Raw genomic sequence first — 17,138 nt, 5'->3', positions numbered from 1 at the left:
TAGACGCTATATTTATTTAGTCAAGAAGTATTTTCTATTTAATTCAAACAATTTATATCGTTCAAATCAGTAAACCACTTCCCTTTCGACTGGGTGGCATTATACGGAGTTTTAGATAGAAAACAAGGAAACTCTATAAATAATCTCAGTTATTTTCTATCAGTGATATCATATTAACCTAACCCATTGTTATCGCTATCAAACTTTAAATACTGTCTTTTATATCTATAGATTTAGCTTTTTTACAGTGGCCGACGTACTTCAGCAGTATATAGAGCGCGTAAAAAAAGGAACTTACCTGACGGTAAGTTCCTTTTTATAAAACCTAAATGCAGAGTTTAGCTTTTCACTTTCGTTTTAACTGTAGTCACGATACCTGATAACGCATAGATAATACCGATCGCTAAGATACCAACAGGGATATCATAGAGCACGATGCTCATGACTAGCACCCCAATGATAAGTACTACAAAAGGTACTTTCTTTTTATCAAATTCTTTAAAGCTATAGTATTTGACATTGCTGACCATCAGTAGACCACAAGTTACTACCCAAGCTGCAAACAGTAGCATGACGGCTGTATCGTATTGACCAATCCACTCATTATGATCGACTGCGACCATTACAGCGGACGTCACCAGTATAGCAGCAAGCGGACTGGCTAAACCAACAAAGTACTTTTTATCGACAATACCGACCTGAACGTTAAAGCGTGCAAGGCGAAAAGCAGCACAAGCGGTAAAGACAAACGCACAGCCAATGCCGATACGACCCAAAGGCTCTAAAGCAAAGCTATAAATCAAAATAGCAGGGGCAACACCAAACGCTAACATATCTGCTAAAGAGTCGTATTGCTCACCGAATGGACTTTGCGCATTGAGCATACGTGCGACACGTCCATCTGCGCCATCAAGAATAGCGGATAAAAAGATAGCCAAAGCCGCTTTATAGAACTCGCCTTGGGTACTCGCCAAAATCGAGTAAAAGCCTGACAGTAGCGATAAAGTGGTGATCAGATTGGGTGCCAAATAGACGCCGCGACTAACCACTCGCTTACCTTCGGCTACTTCAGCTTCAATCACCTCAAATGTCAAACCATCATAGCTGTCGTTATCCGCTAGGCGAATATTAAATTCGTGCTCATCAATAAACGGCGGCTGAGTTGCTGCATTATCTTGCAACGAGCCGTCATTTAAGGACGAATTATTCAAAGGTGCATTATTCGGCTGGCCGATAGGTGGCTGAGTCGTCATCTTAATATCCTTATTGGCCGTTATTGCTATTCGCCGACGAGCCAGCGCACATTGGTCGCACTATCAGGCGTCAAGTTTGGCGCGTCTTCTACTTTTAGTACTGGCTGTAAGAAACGTAATATCTCACGGGCATGGTTATCAAACTGCCATGGCGGATTGATAACCAGTAGACCTGTACCGTTCAGACCAACTGCAACATCATTAGGATAAATGTTTAGCTCACAAACCAGCTGACGTCTCATTTCAGTACGTTTGAGCTTTTTATAGAAGAGCTCTACGGCTTCGATGTTTTTGATTGGGAACCAAAGCGCATAAGTACCCTGTGGCCATTTGTTATAAGCCGCGACCAATAGGTCGATAAGGCGCGTAAAGTCTTTGTGCTCTTGCTCATAAGGGGGATCAAGGAAAATCAAACCGCGCTTTTCTTTTGGTGGAATAACAGCGGTGATACCTTCAAAAGCGTCACGATGCTGGATACCAATTGGCAACTTATGTAGCTGATAGTTCAACGCATCGTATTCAGTCGCTTTGGCTTCAAAAGCCTCAGCACGCACGCCAGCATCAGGCTTTTTAGCGGCGGTTTTTTCGACGTGATGGGCTACCCACCATGGCGAACCAGGGTAGACTTTATTGTCGTAAGTGAATTTGGCTTGCTTAATGCCTTCCATATAATCTTTGACAGCAGCTGGCGCCTTTTCAGTATCTGCTTTTAGAAAAGCTTGAATACCGCCTTTGGCCTCACCTGTTTTGCGCGCTTCTTCACTGCTTAGTGAATACAGTCCACGACCGCCATAAGCGTCAAGCACATAAAAAGGTTTGTTTTTCTGCCCCAGTTGATTAAGCAGTTGTACCAATAAAATGTGTTTAACCACATCAGCAAAGTTACCAGCGTGGTAGGCGTGTTTATAGTTCATAATCTCAAAAGTTTAAATAAGAAAAATTGCATCTATGGTAGCATAGGCAGAGTAAAAGATAATGTGGTTTTAGTAAGTGCTTTCAATAAAAACGCATTGAATGACGGTATATTGACAGCTGATTGATAATAATGAGATGAAATGACGCAGATTATTAGCAACCTTAACAAGACAGCGTTGGTCGTTGATCATCCGATAGGTCAGGATAATCCACCATTACTGCTGCCAGATACTCATAATGATAGCCAAAAAATTCCTACTCAGCACGTATTGCAGGTGTCTGACTTTGCGGTGGACTGGGAAGATAAGCTGACGGATAAACAGCTCGACACCTTTGTCACTGACGGCTGGCTCATCATTGATGATGTATTCAATAGTACTGCCTTATTAGCACTACAAGCAGAAAGCGGTTTTATTGACTATCGTGATGCAGAGCTGACCGCGGGTGTTCGCATCAGCGATATACGCGGTGATAGAATACGTTGGATTACTGAAGACTTTTTTGCAGGCTATTACTATCTACAAAGCATCAATGCTTTGGCCTCGCTATTCAATAGTAGTTTATTCGCTGGTATTCGCCATAGTGAAGCGCATTATGCGTGCTATCCGACTGGTTTTGGCTATCAGTGGCACAGTGACAACCCTGCTGGACGTGATGAACGTGTTATATCGGCAGTGTTTTATCTCAATGATAATTGGGAAGCAACCGATGGCGGTGCACTAGAAGTCGTTGACAAACATGGCACGCACCATGAGGTTATGCCAGTTGCCAATAGACTGATTATTTTTGACAGTGATTTACGTCATCAAGTACAAACTGCGCATCGCCAACGTTACTCTATCGCCACTTGGATGCGCCGTGATGGTCTTGTACCCTTTGTCGAAGTAGCCGTTTAGCATTTAACCTCTACTCTTTATTTATATTTACCATTTCAATTTATTATACAAAAGGCTTATTCATGTCTGACTCTCATAACCAATCAAGCGCATCTCAACGAACAACTCATCAGCAAGAAACCTTAGATTTAAGTATTGCACTGTTAGAGCGCCCTTCAGTGACGCCCGATGACGATGGTTGCCAAGATATGTTGTCAGCACGGTTAGAACAAGCAGGCTTTGATTGCGAGTTTATGTATTTTGGTGATAGAAAACAAAGCGGTGAACATGCCGAAGTCAAAAACTTGTGGGCACGCCGCGGTACTAGCGATCCAGTGATTTGCTTTGCTGGTCATACTGATGTCGTACCAACAGGTGACGAAAAAAACTGGACATACCCTCCGTTTACTCCAACTATCGCTGATGGGTATCTATGGGCACGCGGTGCCGCCGATATGAAAACGGGTATTGCAGCTTTTACTGTTGCAGCCGAACGTTTCGTCGCCAATCATCCTGAACATAATGGCTCTATTGCTTTTTTAATCACCTCAGATGAAGAAGGCCCGTCAATTAATGGTACGGTCAAAGTGATCGAGACTTTAGAAGCTCGTCAAGAAAAAATCACTTATTGTCTCGTTGGTGAGCCATCAAGTACTGATACGTTAGGCGATATCATCAAAAACGGTCGTCGTGGCTCATTGGGCGCAGAACTTACCGTTACAGGTAAACAAGGCCATGTCGCCTATCCACATCTAGCATCTAATCCGATTCATGCGACGATGTCTACCCTTGCTGAACTGACATCTACCGCATGGGACAATGGCAATGACTACTTCCCAGCCACATCATTGCAAATATCAAACATCAATGGTGGCACTGGCGCAACCAATGTCATTCCTGAAACACTAAACGTGGTCTTTAACTTTCGTTTTTCTACAGAAACTACTGAAGATGAGCTAAAGGCAAAGACGCATGCTATCTTTGATAAGCACTTTGCCAACAGTAAAGCGAGCTACGATATTCATTGGAAATTATCTGGTCAGCCGTTTTTGACCCCAGAAGGAAAATTGGTTTCGGCCTGTCAGAACGCCATCAAAAAAGTGACCGATGTCGATACCACCCTATCGACTTCTGGTGGTACTTCCGATGGACGCTTTATCGCGCCAACTGGTGCCCAAGTTGTGGAGCTTGGCGTACGTAATGCGACGATTCATCAAGTAGATGAAAAAGTAGAAGTCGATGATCTAGGAAAGCTTGCCCAAATTTATGAAGGCATTTTGGAAAACTTACTACTGAAATAAGCTCAATCTCTACACATTAAAAAAGCGCCACTCTATATGAATGGCGCTTTTTTATTATTAATAAATATAATAAAAGATAGCTCTAACCTTTAATATACTCTACAACCATTTTACCTAGAGTTGTCATATGAGTAGTGCGTTTGCTAGCTTCAACTAGTCCAAAGCGTAATAATGTCTCTTTATAACTATCTTGTAAAGCAGCTTTTTCTAGTTGCTCATTCTCTAACTCTTCGTTCAATCCAGTAATAGTTTTAGATATTGGCTTCAGAACATCTGGATGCTTTTCAACCCAATCAGAGTGTGGACCTTTACCCAATCTTGGTTCAAGAGAGTAATATATCAACCATATTATTTCAGGATCAGTTAGTTCTCTAAAAATATTAAGTATTTTTCTTGATTCTTCGTACTTTAGATTTTCTCTACTTAAAGATTTTTCAAGTATAGACGCAAGTCTTTCTTTACGTTCACGACTTATTGAACGAGATGCTTGTAGCATGCCTTCTTCTAGTAAGTCTACCCCTTCTTCACTAGCTAAGTTTACTTTAAAACACTCAAGCTTTTCATCAACTTGAGATACTTTAGAGTCAAGTTCTTGAAGAAACACTACTATACGTTCAAACCTCAGGTTTGGCACGACGTTATCAAGAATTTCTGAAATTAGAGTTCCTACATACGGAATTGTACCTGCTACTGCTTTAGCAACACTAACTAATCTATCCTTAGAGTTTGGATCTAATTGACTCATTATTACTCCAAATTAATAGCTAAGATTTAATATTACTAAGGTTTCAATGTTTCACTGGTATAAAAATTCTACTCAATCCCAATATAGACATCAACTTGACCGTATTCTAAGTTACCACCGATATAATGCTCAAAGTCTACATTAAACGTCCGGGTATGCTCGCAATCGGGTGCATTGAAATATTCCCAAGCACTTTCCCATGCATTCATCACAGTGTTAGGCATATAACCTTCTTCAGAAAATACCAAGTACTTTCCTGCAGGAATATCAACCGTCACTACGTTACTAGCATTGGCCACACTATCGCTTTCTGATTGTGCATCTTGCTCGCTGGCTACTTTCCAACTGGCCACAACGTCAAACGCCCCTGCCAGATCATCGCTTTCGTAGTTGTGATAGACACCATAAATGTCTTCACCCTCAGGGAGTTCACCCGCGTGATTTTGATAAAACTTCTGCCATAATCTACCAAGTTTGGCAGTGTCATGGCTTATCTCAGCGTTATTGGTGGTACGAACGCTGATACCGCGACAAGCGATCGCTTCTGGTAGCTCTTTAATTTGTGATGTCATGATGCGGCCTTTTCTATCTGTTTATTTAGTTTTCTGTTTGTAGCAATACTGACAGATCAAATCGATTAATCTGCTTCATCAATCCAGTTCATTTGAATGGCTTCTAAGATGCCTTCATTTGATTTTTGTGGATCATCATCAAAGCCTTCAAGCTCAGTTACCCAGCGATGCAAATCAGTAAAACGAATATACTGCGGATCTGTTTCTGGAAACTTCTCGTAAAGCTCAATCGCGATATCTAAGCTGTCTGTCCATTTTAATTTTTGTGGTGTCATAACGGTACCTTATTTTTAGTCGTTTTGAGAATCATCGTCTTAAAAGCGATGCCATCGTCCTAATACTGACGACTTGATGGGCTCTATCCTACCAAAATTCAGCAAATGATTATAGCCAAGTTATTTTACGATGCTATTTTTCAATACTGGGTTTCAATACTGTTTTGCGATGTGGCTTAGACTGACTTAGTCGATTTTACCGCGACTTGATGCTCATTCCATGTGTTAATGGTATCCGTCAATTGCTCACCCATCATATCTAATACTTCTGGTGTGCGCATACCTTTGTCATCTGTAAAAACAAACTTGGTCATACCAACGCCCATCAGCTGATTTTTGACAAAAAACCGATGCTCAAAATACACATATTTATGATCCCATCCTGCGACTACACTGCTAAGCGTCATTTTATCCAAAAATTTAATTTGCTTGAGATAAATCATCTCTTGCATGGCAATCACCCAATTCAGTGACTTAATACCTTTTTCGTGACAGCACGCCTTTACCCAGCGCGTGACGTTGAGCTCAATAAATGATAAATAACGATAATTGGGTAAATGATCGCGAAATCCCATATCATGTGGCAAAACTCGATAATGGCGGACGGTCGGTGCAGTCAATGTCTCTAGACTGATAGTCTCACTCGTCGATTGATGCTTGAGCTGTTGTTTAAGTAAACTAACCATAATAAAAAAACGCAGTAGCATATTCATAAATCTTTCTCTTATTTCATCGTATTTATAATTGGTGATTGTCTATCGTTGAAGCAGTTCAAATTGGCTAAAAAGTTAATCAAGCGCAAACCGTATACTGAGTACACAAGGCTCAATTGATATTGTTATCATTAAAAACTGACCGTAATTGGAAAAACCTCAGTCTATAGTCGGCTCATAAATGCCGCCCACTTTAACGCAAAAAAAGCCACCTCAGTGACTTTCTTTATCTAAAACTTATCTGTAAATAATCATGGTTAAAAACATAGCTTAGAGATTAATGACCGCCGCCATTGATAGTACGTACCATTTCTTCTACCATTTTCTTGGCATCGCCAAAGATCATCATGGTTTTGTCCATGTAGAATAAGCTGTTATCCAGACCTGCATAACCAGTACTCATTGAACGCTTGATGACCATGACCGTCTGCGCTTTGCTGACTTCTAGAATCGGCATACCGAAGATTGGCGAAGTAGGATCATCTTTCGCAGATGGGTTCACAACGTCGTTTGCGCCGATAACCAAGACCACATCTGTACTCGCAAAGTCTGAGTTGATCTCGTCCATTTCTAAAATATCATCATAAGGGACATCAGCTTCAGCCAATAGTACGTTCATATGGCCTGGCATACGACCCGCAACGGGATGGATAGCAAAGCGAACGTTAACACCTTCTTCTTTTAATAGCTCATATAGCTCTTTTACTGCATTCTGTGCGCGGCCCTGTGCCATACCATAACCTGGTACAATGACCACGCTACTAGCATTAGACATGAGAAATCCTGCGTCTTCTGCTGAGCCTGCTTTGTAGTTCTTCGGTGCCCCATCATCGCCGCCTGCTGCAACGGCTGATGTACCCATCCCACCAAACAAGACATTAAGTAGTGAGCGGTTCATGGCTTTACACATGATATAAGACAAGATCGCACCTGATGAACCGACTAGCGAACCTGCGATAATCAGCATCGAGTTGCCAAGGGTGAAACCAATACCTGCTGCTGCCCAACCTGAGAATGAGTTCAGTAGTGATACGACTACCGGCATATCACCGCCACCGATTGGCGCAATCCACATCCAGCCAAAGATAACCGCAATCACTGCCATCGCATAAAATGCTGGCAATGAATCAGTGACGAAATACACCCCACCGAAACCAATCATCGCAATAAATAGTAACGCTTGAACCGGTTTTACCCAGCCACCAACCAATGTTTTCGCCCAGCTTTTCGCTGCCAATTTACCAAAGGCAAAGACCGAGGCTGAGAACGTAATTGCACCGATGAAGCAACCGATAAATAGCTCGATGCGAGCAACGGCACCATGCTGCTGTTCAGTGTGTAATACCGTCGCAAGTGCAATCGCAACCGCTGCTAAACCGACGAATGAATGCATCAAAGCAACCGTTTCTGGCATTTGCGTCATCGCGACTGTTTTCGCTTTCCACATACCAACGAGGGCACCCAACACCATCGCACCGATGATCAACCAAAGCACAGGGCCTTCTGCTAAAAAGAAGGTTGTCACAACGGCAATCGCCATCGCTGCCATACCAAAACGGTTACCACGAATCGCGGTCTTTGGGCTAGACAAACCACGTAACGTTAAGACAAAGAGGATAGCGCCGACTAGATAGAACCAATCTGCATTTGCTGCAATCATTGCTGAGAAATCATTCATGCATCACCTCCGGCATCAGTGGTTGCGACTGGTGCTTTTTTCACTTTCGGTTTGAACATCGCAAGCATACGCTCGGTCACGGCAAAGCCACCAAAGATATTGATGCTGGCTAAAAATACCGCAAAGGCACCAAGCAAACTGGTCGGTGTAAACATTGAACCATCAATCGTGACGGTCTGTAGCATCGCACCCACGATGACGATACTTGATAAAGCGTTGGTTACTGCCATCAATGGCGTATGTAATGCAGGGGTAACGCCCCAAACCACGTAGTATCCGACAAAGATAGCGAGCACAAATACAGTGAAAATCGCTACAAATGGTGTGCTACTCATGGCCGCACCGGCTGGCGCTGCAGCTAAAATAGTGGCAATCATCTAATCCTCCTAAAAATTTATTCATTACTGGCAAATGTGTAGTGACAAAATATGTGGTAATAGACTGTTCAAACTAGCGTTTGGCCAGTCGTACCTGACTGTCATGTGTCACTGCCAGTGCGCCCTGAATCTCGTCTTCCATGTCTAAGTTAAGTGCCAAGCTAGCCGATGCATCATCGCCAGCAGGTGCAATCAATGTCGTAATAAAGTTAACAAGGTTATTGGCATACAAATCTGAAGACTGTGCGGCTAGCATAGATGGGATATTGGCGGCACCAACGATACGTACGCCGTTGTCTGTGGTGATGGTTTCGTTAGGCACACTGCCTTCGACGTTACCACCAGTACCGGCCGCCATATCGATCAGTACAGAACCTGCCTTCATTTTGGCAAGCGTTGCGCCATGTACCAGACGCGGAGCATTACGGCCAGGAATCTGCGCCGTGGTAATAACGATGTCAGCGTTGCTGAGCGCTTTATCTACGACAGCCGCTTGATCTTTGACATATTGCTCCGATGGTGTCCACGCATAACCACCGGTAGACTTAGCTGTTTCAGCCTCCTCTGCACTCATCGGCACATCAAGCCATTTACCACCGAGTGATTCCACTTGCTCGCGAGCGGTCGGACGTAGGTCACTGGCTTCTACCACTGCACCCAAACGCTTTGCTGTCGCAATCGCTTGTAGACCTGCAACACCAACACCTAAGATAACCACTTTGGCTGGCTTAACCGTACCTGCCGACGTCATAAACATTGGGAAAGGACGCGAATACTCATTGGCCGCGAGCAATACGGCTTTATAACCAGCAAGGTTGGCTTGTGATGACAATACATCCATATTTTGTGCACGTGACAGTGTACGAGGCAGCAACTCCATCGCAAAGACTGTCGCGCCTTTGGCTGCATAAGTATCAAGCTGAGTGTTGCGATATGGGTCGAGCATGCCAATGACGATCTGACCAGACGATAAGCTTTCAGTGGCTTCCGCTGGTAGGTCATTGACGGTGGTAATAATCTTAGACTGGGTAATCACCTCGGTACGACTACTGGCAATGTCGGCACCCGCAGCCTGATACAACTCATCAGCATAGTATGCTGCTTGGCCTGCACCTGACTGAATGACGACTTCAAACCCAAGTTTACGCAATTTTTTGACTGCGTCTGGGGTTATGGCTACACGGCTCTCGCTCGTGATATCTGCACTGATTACACCGATTTTCATACCGTTTCCTTACTTACGTCCAATGACTATATTTACGTCTCACGACTACCTTTAATACCCTCAACGCACATCTAAAAAGCACAGGGGACAAAACCCTTTGATCATGATTAATCCATTACAGCGACCAAAGGTTATCAATTTAATAAATGATAGCTACTTTACCATCATGCCTTTTTATTATAGAGATATCGTTCGTCAAGTTTCATTGTCTAATGATGACCCACAAGTAAAATAAAAATTTAGGTATTTACACCATTGGCATACTTTTTGTTGGTATATTAAAGCCTTTTATTTTTCCGAAAAACGCTTAACCCTTATAGATACAGGCCTACCTCCATTTATCTCCTAATTCTAGATCTGTTTTTTTATTAAAAATATAACGTCAATAAACACAAAATAAGCAAGGTTAAGTCAAGTTCCACCCATGCATACCGTATAATAAGAATACTTGACACTCGAAAAAACCCGTCATCGATTCATTATAATAAGGAATAACCATGTATTTTTTGCTCTCCCCTGCCAAATCCCTGAACGAAACAGATGCTATACCACTAAATTTAGGTAACTATTATAGTCAGCCCGAGCTAATCGAACGCTCACAAGAATTGATGAAAGTATTAAAGTCAAAAGAGCCTGTTGACCTACAAGAGCTGATGAGTATATCTGACGATTTGGCTCAGCTTAATGCTACGCGCAATCAACAATGGCATTGGAGTGAAGAGCAACCATTTACCAACGATGACTCTGATAATGCCGCCAAGCCTGCAGGCTATTTGTTCGATGGTGATGTCTATACTGGACTTGATATGTATCATATGGACAAAGATACCGCTACTTATATCAATGAGCACTTAGGCATTTTGTCTGGACTGTATGGAGTACTAAAGCCGCTTGATCTTATCCAGCCATATCGCTTAGAAATGGGTACCAAGCTAAAAAATGAGCGCGGTGACAATCTTTATGAGTTTTGGGGTGAGGAAGTCACTAACGTTATCAATGCGTGTATGGCTGACAGCGATGACAAAACATTGGTTAATTTGGCTTCTAATGAATACTTTAAGGCGGTAAAGAAAAAAGCACTGAAGGCAGACATCATTACACCACGGTTTGAAGACGAAAAAAATGGTCAATATAAAGTGATTAGCTTTTACGCCAAAAAAGCCCGTGGTTTAATGGTGAAATATGCAGCAGATAATAAGCTGACCAATGCTGAACAGCTAAAGCAGTTTGATTTGGCAGGATATTACTATTGTGAAGACGCATCTGATAATAAGACGTGGACGTTTAGACGAAATGCGGCGGGTCAGTAGCTTGATATAATACGAGTCACAATTATAAAAAACCCATCATAAGTCGAAACTTATGATGGGTTTTTTATTCTCCAACCATTAAATGTTTTAGTACCTATACCCTAAAACGCAACTTATCCCTTGATACATCCAGTACCACTGTTTCATTATAAATATTATAGGTATGGAGACGATCAATATCAGTCTCCCAATTCGGTTCAATATAACGTACAAAGGTTTCTTTATAAGAGGTCGGTGTCAACTCCTCTACTAGGTATAAAGCCACCCTACGCCCGTATCTAAGAGTGCCATCCTGAGCAGTACGAAAGAGCTGACTATTTTTTCGGAATAATGCGCCTGCTAACCGCGATCCACGCACATCAATCTTTAGAGGCGCCGAGGGATGAATGGTCCAATTATCTGCTTGCAGCTTGTCAGACGTATAAATATACAACTCTAAATCCATAGTAAATGCTGAAATTGAACCGTGAGTTGTAAAAAGATACCATAATCCATTATGCTCAATCACGGCGCTATCCACTGCCTGAACATCTGAAACTAACTCATGAACTTTTTCCCACTTACGCGGAAAATCTGTCGCTCTTAATAGGTTAATACAATTGGTTTTTGCAGCCTCTGGAATCATATAGACAGCATCTTCATACTTGAATACATTGGGAAAGCTTAAATGTGTGCTAATACCCAAATCAGCTTGTCCTGAACTAATCACTTGATGGCTTTCATTCAGCTCTATCCACTCTATTCGACCAATATTCTCTTTGTAGTTCAAACTTTCAAAAAATATGTAACGTCTTGAGTCGTGTTTAATATAAAAAGGATCGGCCCAAAAACATCCCTTTTTAGGTAGTATCTCCGTGTATGTTTGTATCGGCTGATCAATAGAACCAATAAAAATACTCCAGTTGTTTAGATACAGACTCTTATAAAATCTTTTTATCATGTAATTTTTTAGAAAACTCTGCAAATGTCGTATGGCCGTTAACTGTGGAGGCGTTTTATAAAGTGTGCGATCGTTAATTAAATTAATAAAGTTCCCACTCTCGACGCCAATTTTATTTTTACGAAAGTACCAATACAGTATTGATGCTGCAACTCCTTTTAACTTATCCTCAGTCAAATTATAGTCCCAGTAAAACAAACTGCCATAACCTCTACCTACCACTTTGTCTACCTCATGGTCATTACTCACTAGTTGCAGTGTCACGACGCTATTTTCCCATTGTTCAGCAAATTGCCAATACAACGCAGGCTCGCCTCGCTGTATTCTTTCATCACCATAATGAAGTAAGAGAATGCCATGCTTCGTAACGCCTAGCGCTTTCCCTATTAAGTTTCGAAAATCCATACTCAATAGGTAATCTAAATCTGTTGCCTGCAGTCTCTTAATCACTGAGTCTTCAATTTCATCATCGGATTTATCCTGTCTTGGTATTGATGTAACGACAGGCATTTTTCCATTGGGAACTAAATCATGAATAGAATAACGCTTGGTAGTCTTTTTAGCGTAAGAAAGAATAGAAAATAACTTTTGATTGATAGACGGTATGATCTTGGATATATGAGGGGGGTTAGATTGGTGTTCTGCACTGCGTTGGATAGCAATACAAACCTCAACTATACCTTCATCTACTAGAGATTTTAATGGCATAAATTTGTGCCATGCTAATGTTTCATCTTCTACGAAGATTCCAAGTCTAATTTTTTTCATCGTGATCACATTAGATGGCACACGATATTTTGCGAATTCTGACCCGCAACACGTGTCCAAACTCCTTTTAAGTAAATTATCATTCCATTATATATTCAAATAATAGCATATATAGTAATACATGTTAAAAGAAACTCACTATTAAAACTAGACGCAAAAAAAGCCCTGCTATCTTTCGATAAAGAGCTCTTAGTAGTCAAATAGGTCTTATGACAAAATCATACTTTTAGCGAAACACGATTTATCGAGAAAGGTAAGAAAATGGTCAATATAAAGTGATTACCTTTTATGCCAAAAAAGCCCGTGGACTAATGGTCAAATATGCTGCTGATAATAAGCTGACCAATACTGAGCAGCTAAAGCAGTTTAATTTGGCGGGATATTATTACTGCATCGAGGCGTCTGATGATAAGACGTGGACGTTTAGAAGGGATGCGGCGGATCAGTAGCTTGAGATAATACGAGTCAAAACTACATTTACTACAGTCACTAGAAGTCACTAGAAGTCACTAGAAGCATTGAATTCAGTGCTTCTAGCTCATTCACCAGATATCTTCGAGTTGAACCTATGAACGGATTATAACAATCCTTCTTGTTCCATCATTTTCTGTACCGAGGTGCGGTTTAGCATTGCTTGATAGTGTTCATTTAGGTGTGTCCAATCCTGTGCTCGACTCGCATATCGCTGACTCCAGTGAGCAATCATAAATAAATGGAAATCAGCACCACTTAATTTATCGCCTAACAACCATGGACCATTATTGGCTAATCCCTTTTCAATAATATCCCAGCAGTGGGTTAGTACATCATTCGCTTTATCTTTCACTTGTTGCAAATTGTGCTCGCCGTTGATGTGCTGCTCGGGATGTGCCCAGCGATTAGCGGCTTCTTGCAGTGTAGAAGACATCCAAAACAAATACTGGTAATAAACCCCGCGCTTAGGGCATCCTGTGTCAGGTGCTAGCCCAGACTCTGGGTGCTGATCTAACACATACATTAAAATTGCCGCAGACTCATAAATGACCTGTCCTTTATGCACTAACGTAGGTACTTTACCATTTGGATTGATGGCTAGATACTCAGCTGATTTTTGCATGTTTTTAGATAGGTCTATTTCTATCATTTCATAAGAAACGCCTAATTCTTCAAAGACAGCATGGATAGCCATATTGGCACCACCCTTATCCCAATATAAAGTATAAATAGTCGTGTCCTTCTTACTGTTGCGATTAATGAATGAAACCATTGCACTGAACGATAAAAATTATTCTCTAACGTGAAATAATAGATATGATAGCGTCAGCCAGTTGAGGGATTTCCGTCATTTTCAAACCTGCAATATTGATTCTACCATTTGGCATACCGTAAATCGCGAACTCATCTTGCAATATGAGCATTTGATTTTCTGTTAGCGGTAGCAGAGAAAACATGCCTTTTTGGTGCGAAATGTCCAAAAACTCTGCAGGTGCACCCCTATCTTTTAATGCTGCGCCTAATGCTTGACGAATAGTATCTACCCTACTACGGTAGCTTACCAGTTCGTCTAGCCAAGCGTCTGGTTTGTCTAGCAAATAAGAAGCCACTGCGGCACCGTGATTGGGCGGCATGGAGTAATTGGCGCGTGTGATGGTTTCTAAAAGTGTCTGTATATCTGCATGGCGCTCATGGTTCGTCGTCATTACCGTGGCAATACCCGTACGCTCATTGTATAGTCCCATGTTCTTTGAACAGCTGGCGGCGATAAATGCAAAATCAGAATCTTCAATGATTAGACGAAGCCCTGCAGCATCGGTATCAGGATCATCTCCAAAACCTTGATATGCCATATCAATAAACGGGACAATATTTTTCTGTTTACATTTATCAGAAAACAGTTGCCACTGCTCTAAAGAAGGATCTATACCGGTAGGATTGTGGCAGCACGCATGTAATAACAACACGTCTCCTTCTTTTGCTTTTTCTAGCGCGGCAAAACACGCGTCAATATCCAACTGGCCATTTTTATTTTGCCATGGATACGTATCAACTCTTAATCCAGCACCTTCCATCAGCGGACGATGATTGATATAGCCAGGGTCACTGATCCAAACGGTTGAATCTGGAGAGAGCGTGGCAATAAAGTCAGCAATGAGTCGTAGCGCCCCTGATGCCCCAACCGTCTGAATCGTGCACTGGTCTTTTAGACTTGGACTGTCACCCAGTACCAATTTTGCCATTTGTTGATTAAAATTAGCGTTACCCGATAACATGCCATAAGCCTTTGAATGAGCTTCATGAGCAAGATGTATCTCTGCGTTTTGCACGGTTTTCATTACAGGCGTATTGCCATGCTCGTCTCGATAGACACCAACCAATAAATCTATTTTATGTTTGCGTTGGTCAGCGCGGAACCTACCTAACAATGCCCATAGTGGATCACCATTGATGATAGGCATATTGTTTAACATCATGATACTTCCTTAATTAGTTTATTTCGCTCGATTGGACAAGATGACCCCAATGGTACTGAGTACGATGCCGCATATCATAATAACTGATAGAGACTCATTGAGTATCAGCGTAGCCAGTATAGCGGTCAATCCTGGGGACAAGGAACCAAGTAATAAGGTACGAATGGAGCCCAGCTGTTTGACTACATAAGAAAACGCAATGGTGGATACCACCCCTACACCAAGTCCTTGTACTAGGATAAACGGAAGCGCTTCATCAAAAGATACAGAACCTATATTGGTCTCCACAATACCAGACAGAACCATTATCAATGTCAGAAAAAACGAGGTATAAGAGAGCACGATAGCGACAGCTATTGGACTCAACTTGGTGCTTTTTAACCCTAAGGTATAACCCGCCCAAATCAAGCTTGCCATCAACAGTAACCCCACACCATACAGAAGACTATTAGGTATTGACTGTGCACGCCCGCCAATCATAGTAGCGATACCAAAGAGAATAAGGATCAATGCGGCAAATTTCTTCAATGATATTCGCTGACGATAAAAAATAAAAGACAATATTGCGGCAAAGAAGACTGGCGTACCTGTCAAAATAGTACCAACATAAGCTGCTGGTACCGTACTTGCACCAAAAGCGGCTAATAAAAGAAAAGGCACGCCACCAAGTAAAACAAACATGATATCTGGCAGTCTGATATTTTTGACTTCATTCAAACTAGAGAGTACCCAAGGAGTCAACAAAACCAGCGGCACGCTAAAGCGAATGAGCATGACATCGGCAATAGTTAGCGACGATGCTCCAACCGCTCGTACAGTCAACGCAAATCCTGACCAAATCAATAATACAACGCTCATCGCCACATAGCCTTTGGTTAGTGGCGACATCATAAACAAAGGATTTTTGCGCGATGAGGGGTGGAATATCGTATTCATAGTCGTGTCTTATGCTGGTATACAAAGACCAATTATCGATTAAAATACGCGCTTTTATCTCTATTTATTCATTGAAATTTTGCAAATATTTGGTGGATAATGCCAATTAAATCAAAATTACTGGCTTAAAAAGCCAAAAGGTAAATTATGGACAAAATCGACCGCCATATCTTGGAAGTGCTCCAGAAAGAAGCACGCTTATCTACAGCCGAACTGTCCGAACGTATAGGGCTGTCGCCATCTCCTTGCGCAAGGCGCCTCAAACGTTTGGAAGATGAAGGTTATATAGAAAACTATCAAGCGAACGTAAACAAAGCCAAAGCGGGTATTGCGATGAGTTTCTTTGTGGAGGTCAGTCTCAACAGCCACCAAGAAGAATCTATCGCAGCCTTCGAACGCGCTCTGTCCAATATGGACGAGGTGATTAATGGACATGTGGTATCGGGTTCTTACGATTATTTGTTAGAAGTAGTCAGCCCTAATCTCGATGGTTATGAGCGGTTCACACGTAAACTACACAAGCTTGCTAGCGTAAAAGACATACATACTCATTTATCGGTGAGAAAGGTAATCAATAAGACAACTTTACCCATTTTTGTTTGAGACTCTTTTATACAGATTAGGAGAAAAATGTCTCGCTCGATAATTCGTGAGTAGCAAGCCCCATAGTGAGTTCATTTGAATTTGACAGAATATTGCTATTACAAAGAAGCGTCTGTTAATAAGACGTGGACGTTTAGACGAGATGTGGTAGCTCAGTAATATCATTTGGATTATTCGAAGCAAATCTCTAAAAGGGGTATAC

The 17,138-nt window shown here is 41.8% G+C and carries 17 protein-coding genes and 1 pseudogene; 5 read left to right on the top strand and 13 right to left on the bottom strand.

Translation table 11 applies throughout. From position 1 onward, the window contains the following. Positions 1–338: 338 nt before the first annotated feature. Positions 339–1,253: a CDP-diacylglycerol--serine O-phosphatidyltransferase gene (gene pssA, locus QL886_RS11230; RefSeq protein WP_290178752.1), complete on the bottom strand. Its 915-nt coding sequence runs from the start codon at positions 1,251–1,253 to the stop codon at positions 339–341. 26 nt (positions 1,254–1,279) lie between these two features. Then, complete coding sequence (gene rlmJ, locus QL886_RS11225; RefSeq protein ID WP_057758888.1) at positions 1,280–2,167, bottom strand: 23S rRNA (adenine(2030)-N(6))-methyltransferase RlmJ; 888 nt, start codon at positions 2,165–2,167, stop codon at positions 1,280–1,282. A gap of 141 nt (positions 2,168–2,308) precedes the next feature. On the opposite strand from rlmJ, the gene QL886_RS11220 reads away from it, so the two are divergent. After that, complete coding sequence (locus tag QL886_RS11220) at positions 2,309–3,064, top strand: 2OG-Fe(II) oxygenase (protein WP_290178751.1); 756 nt, start codon at positions 2,309–2,311, stop codon at positions 3,062–3,064. A gap of 62 nt (positions 3,065–3,126) precedes the next feature. Then, positions 3,127–4,344: a succinyl-diaminopimelate desuccinylase gene (gene dapE, locus QL886_RS11215; protein WP_290178750.1), complete on the top strand. Its 1,218-nt coding sequence runs from the start codon at positions 3,127–3,129 to the stop codon at positions 4,342–4,344. Positions 4,345–4,426: 82 nt separating this feature from the next. Here the strand turns inward: dapE and QL886_RS11210 are convergent, their stop codons facing one another. The 7 genes from QL886_RS11210 to QL886_RS11180 all read right to left on the bottom strand — a co-directional run bounded on the left by QL886_RS11210 (position 4,427) and on the right by QL886_RS11180 (position 9,929). Continuing rightward, complete coding sequence (locus QL886_RS11210) at positions 4,427–5,089, bottom strand: hypothetical protein (protein WP_290178749.1); 663 nt, start codon at positions 5,087–5,089, stop codon at positions 4,427–4,429. 68 nt (positions 5,090–5,157) lie between these two features. Next, positions 5,158–5,661 (bottom strand): GyrI-like domain-containing protein, encoded by a 504-nt coding sequence (locus QL886_RS11205; RefSeq protein ID WP_191114814.1) that lies wholly within the window; start codon positions 5,659–5,661, stop codon positions 5,158–5,160. A 65-nt stretch (positions 5,662–5,726) separates the two neighbouring features. Further along, on the bottom strand, positions 5,727–5,936 hold the full coding sequence (iscX, locus tag QL886_RS11200) for a Fe-S cluster assembly protein IscX (RefSeq protein ID WP_021812734.1): 210 nt from the start codon (positions 5,934–5,936) through the stop codon (positions 5,727–5,729). Between the two features lie 176 nt (positions 5,937–6,112). Beyond that, on the bottom strand, positions 6,113–6,649 hold the full coding sequence (locus tag QL886_RS11195) for an acyl-CoA thioesterase (RefSeq protein ID WP_290178748.1): 537 nt from the start codon (positions 6,647–6,649) through the stop codon (positions 6,113–6,115). A gap of 277 nt (positions 6,650–6,926) precedes the next feature. After that, positions 6,927–8,309, bottom strand: coding sequence for an NAD(P)(+) transhydrogenase (Re/Si-specific) subunit beta (locus QL886_RS11190; RefSeq protein WP_179799564.1), 1,383 nt, complete (start codon positions 8,307–8,309; stop codon positions 6,927–6,929). Between the two features lie 14 nt (positions 8,310–8,323). Then, the gene (locus QL886_RS11185) at positions 8,324–8,662 is read right to left on the bottom strand and encodes a proton-translocating transhydrogenase family protein (protein WP_197707696.1); all 339 of its coding nucleotides are present in this window, start codon (positions 8,660–8,662) and stop codon (positions 8,324–8,326) included. A 115-nt stretch (positions 8,663–8,777) separates the two neighbouring features. Continuing rightward, a complete protein-coding gene (locus QL886_RS11180; protein ID WP_165596760.1) occupies positions 8,778–9,929 on the bottom strand; it encodes a Re/Si-specific NAD(P)(+) transhydrogenase subunit alpha in 1,152 nt (383 codons plus the stop codon). 497 nt (positions 9,930–10,426) lie between these two features. Between QL886_RS11180 and yaaA (QL886_RS11175) the strand changes: the two genes are divergently transcribed. Continuing rightward, complete coding sequence (gene yaaA, locus QL886_RS11175; RefSeq protein ID WP_290178747.1) at positions 10,427–11,239, top strand: peroxide stress protein YaaA; 813 nt, start codon at positions 10,427–10,429, stop codon at positions 11,237–11,239. Between the two features lie 94 nt (positions 11,240–11,333). Here yaaA (QL886_RS11175) and QL886_RS11170 read toward each other — a convergent pair whose 3' ends face one another. Next, positions 11,334–12,947 (bottom strand): hypothetical protein, encoded by a 1,614-nt coding sequence (locus QL886_RS11170; RefSeq protein ID WP_290178746.1) that lies wholly within the window; start codon positions 12,945–12,947, stop codon positions 11,334–11,336. Positions 12,948–13,204: 257 nt separating this feature from the next. Here QL886_RS11170 and yaaA (QL886_RS11165) point away from each other — a divergent pair. Next, positions 13,205–13,396: pseudogene (gene yaaA, locus QL886_RS11165) on the top strand (peroxide stress protein YaaA); the annotation flags it as partial. A gap of 128 nt (positions 13,397–13,524) precedes the next feature. On the opposite strand, the gene QL886_RS11160 reads toward yaaA (QL886_RS11165), so the two are convergent. From QL886_RS11160 to QL886_RS11150, 3 genes are read right to left on the bottom strand one after another with little or no spacing between them, the layout of a single operon-like run. Next, positions 13,525–14,193 (bottom strand): glutathione S-transferase family protein, encoded by a 669-nt coding sequence (locus QL886_RS11160; protein WP_290178745.1) that lies wholly within the window; start codon positions 14,191–14,193, stop codon positions 13,525–13,527. 25 nt (positions 14,194–14,218) lie between these two features. Then, the gene (locus tag QL886_RS11155) at positions 14,219–15,397 is read right to left on the bottom strand and encodes an aromatic amino acid transaminase (RefSeq protein WP_290178744.1); all 1,179 of its coding nucleotides are present in this window, start codon (positions 15,395–15,397) and stop codon (positions 14,219–14,221) included. Between the two features lie 18 nt (positions 15,398–15,415). Then, on the bottom strand, positions 15,416–16,333 hold the full coding sequence (locus QL886_RS11150; protein WP_290178743.1) for a DMT family transporter: 918 nt from the start codon (positions 16,331–16,333) through the stop codon (positions 15,416–15,418). Between the two features lie 147 nt (positions 16,334–16,480). Between QL886_RS11150 and QL886_RS11145 the strand changes: the two genes are divergently transcribed. Continuing rightward, a complete protein-coding gene (locus tag QL886_RS11145; RefSeq protein WP_057758867.1) occupies positions 16,481–16,936 on the top strand; it encodes an Lrp/AsnC family transcriptional regulator in 456 nt (151 codons plus the stop codon). Positions 16,937–17,138 lie beyond the last annotated feature (202 nt).

This window comes from Psychrobacter sp. APC 3281 (assembly GCF_030407815.1).
Taxonomy (GTDB): domain Bacteria; phylum Pseudomonadota; class Gammaproteobacteria; order Pseudomonadales; family Moraxellaceae; genus Psychrobacter.
Note: the sequence above shows the minus strand (reverse complement) of the source record. Positions and strands in the feature narration are given on the sequence as shown.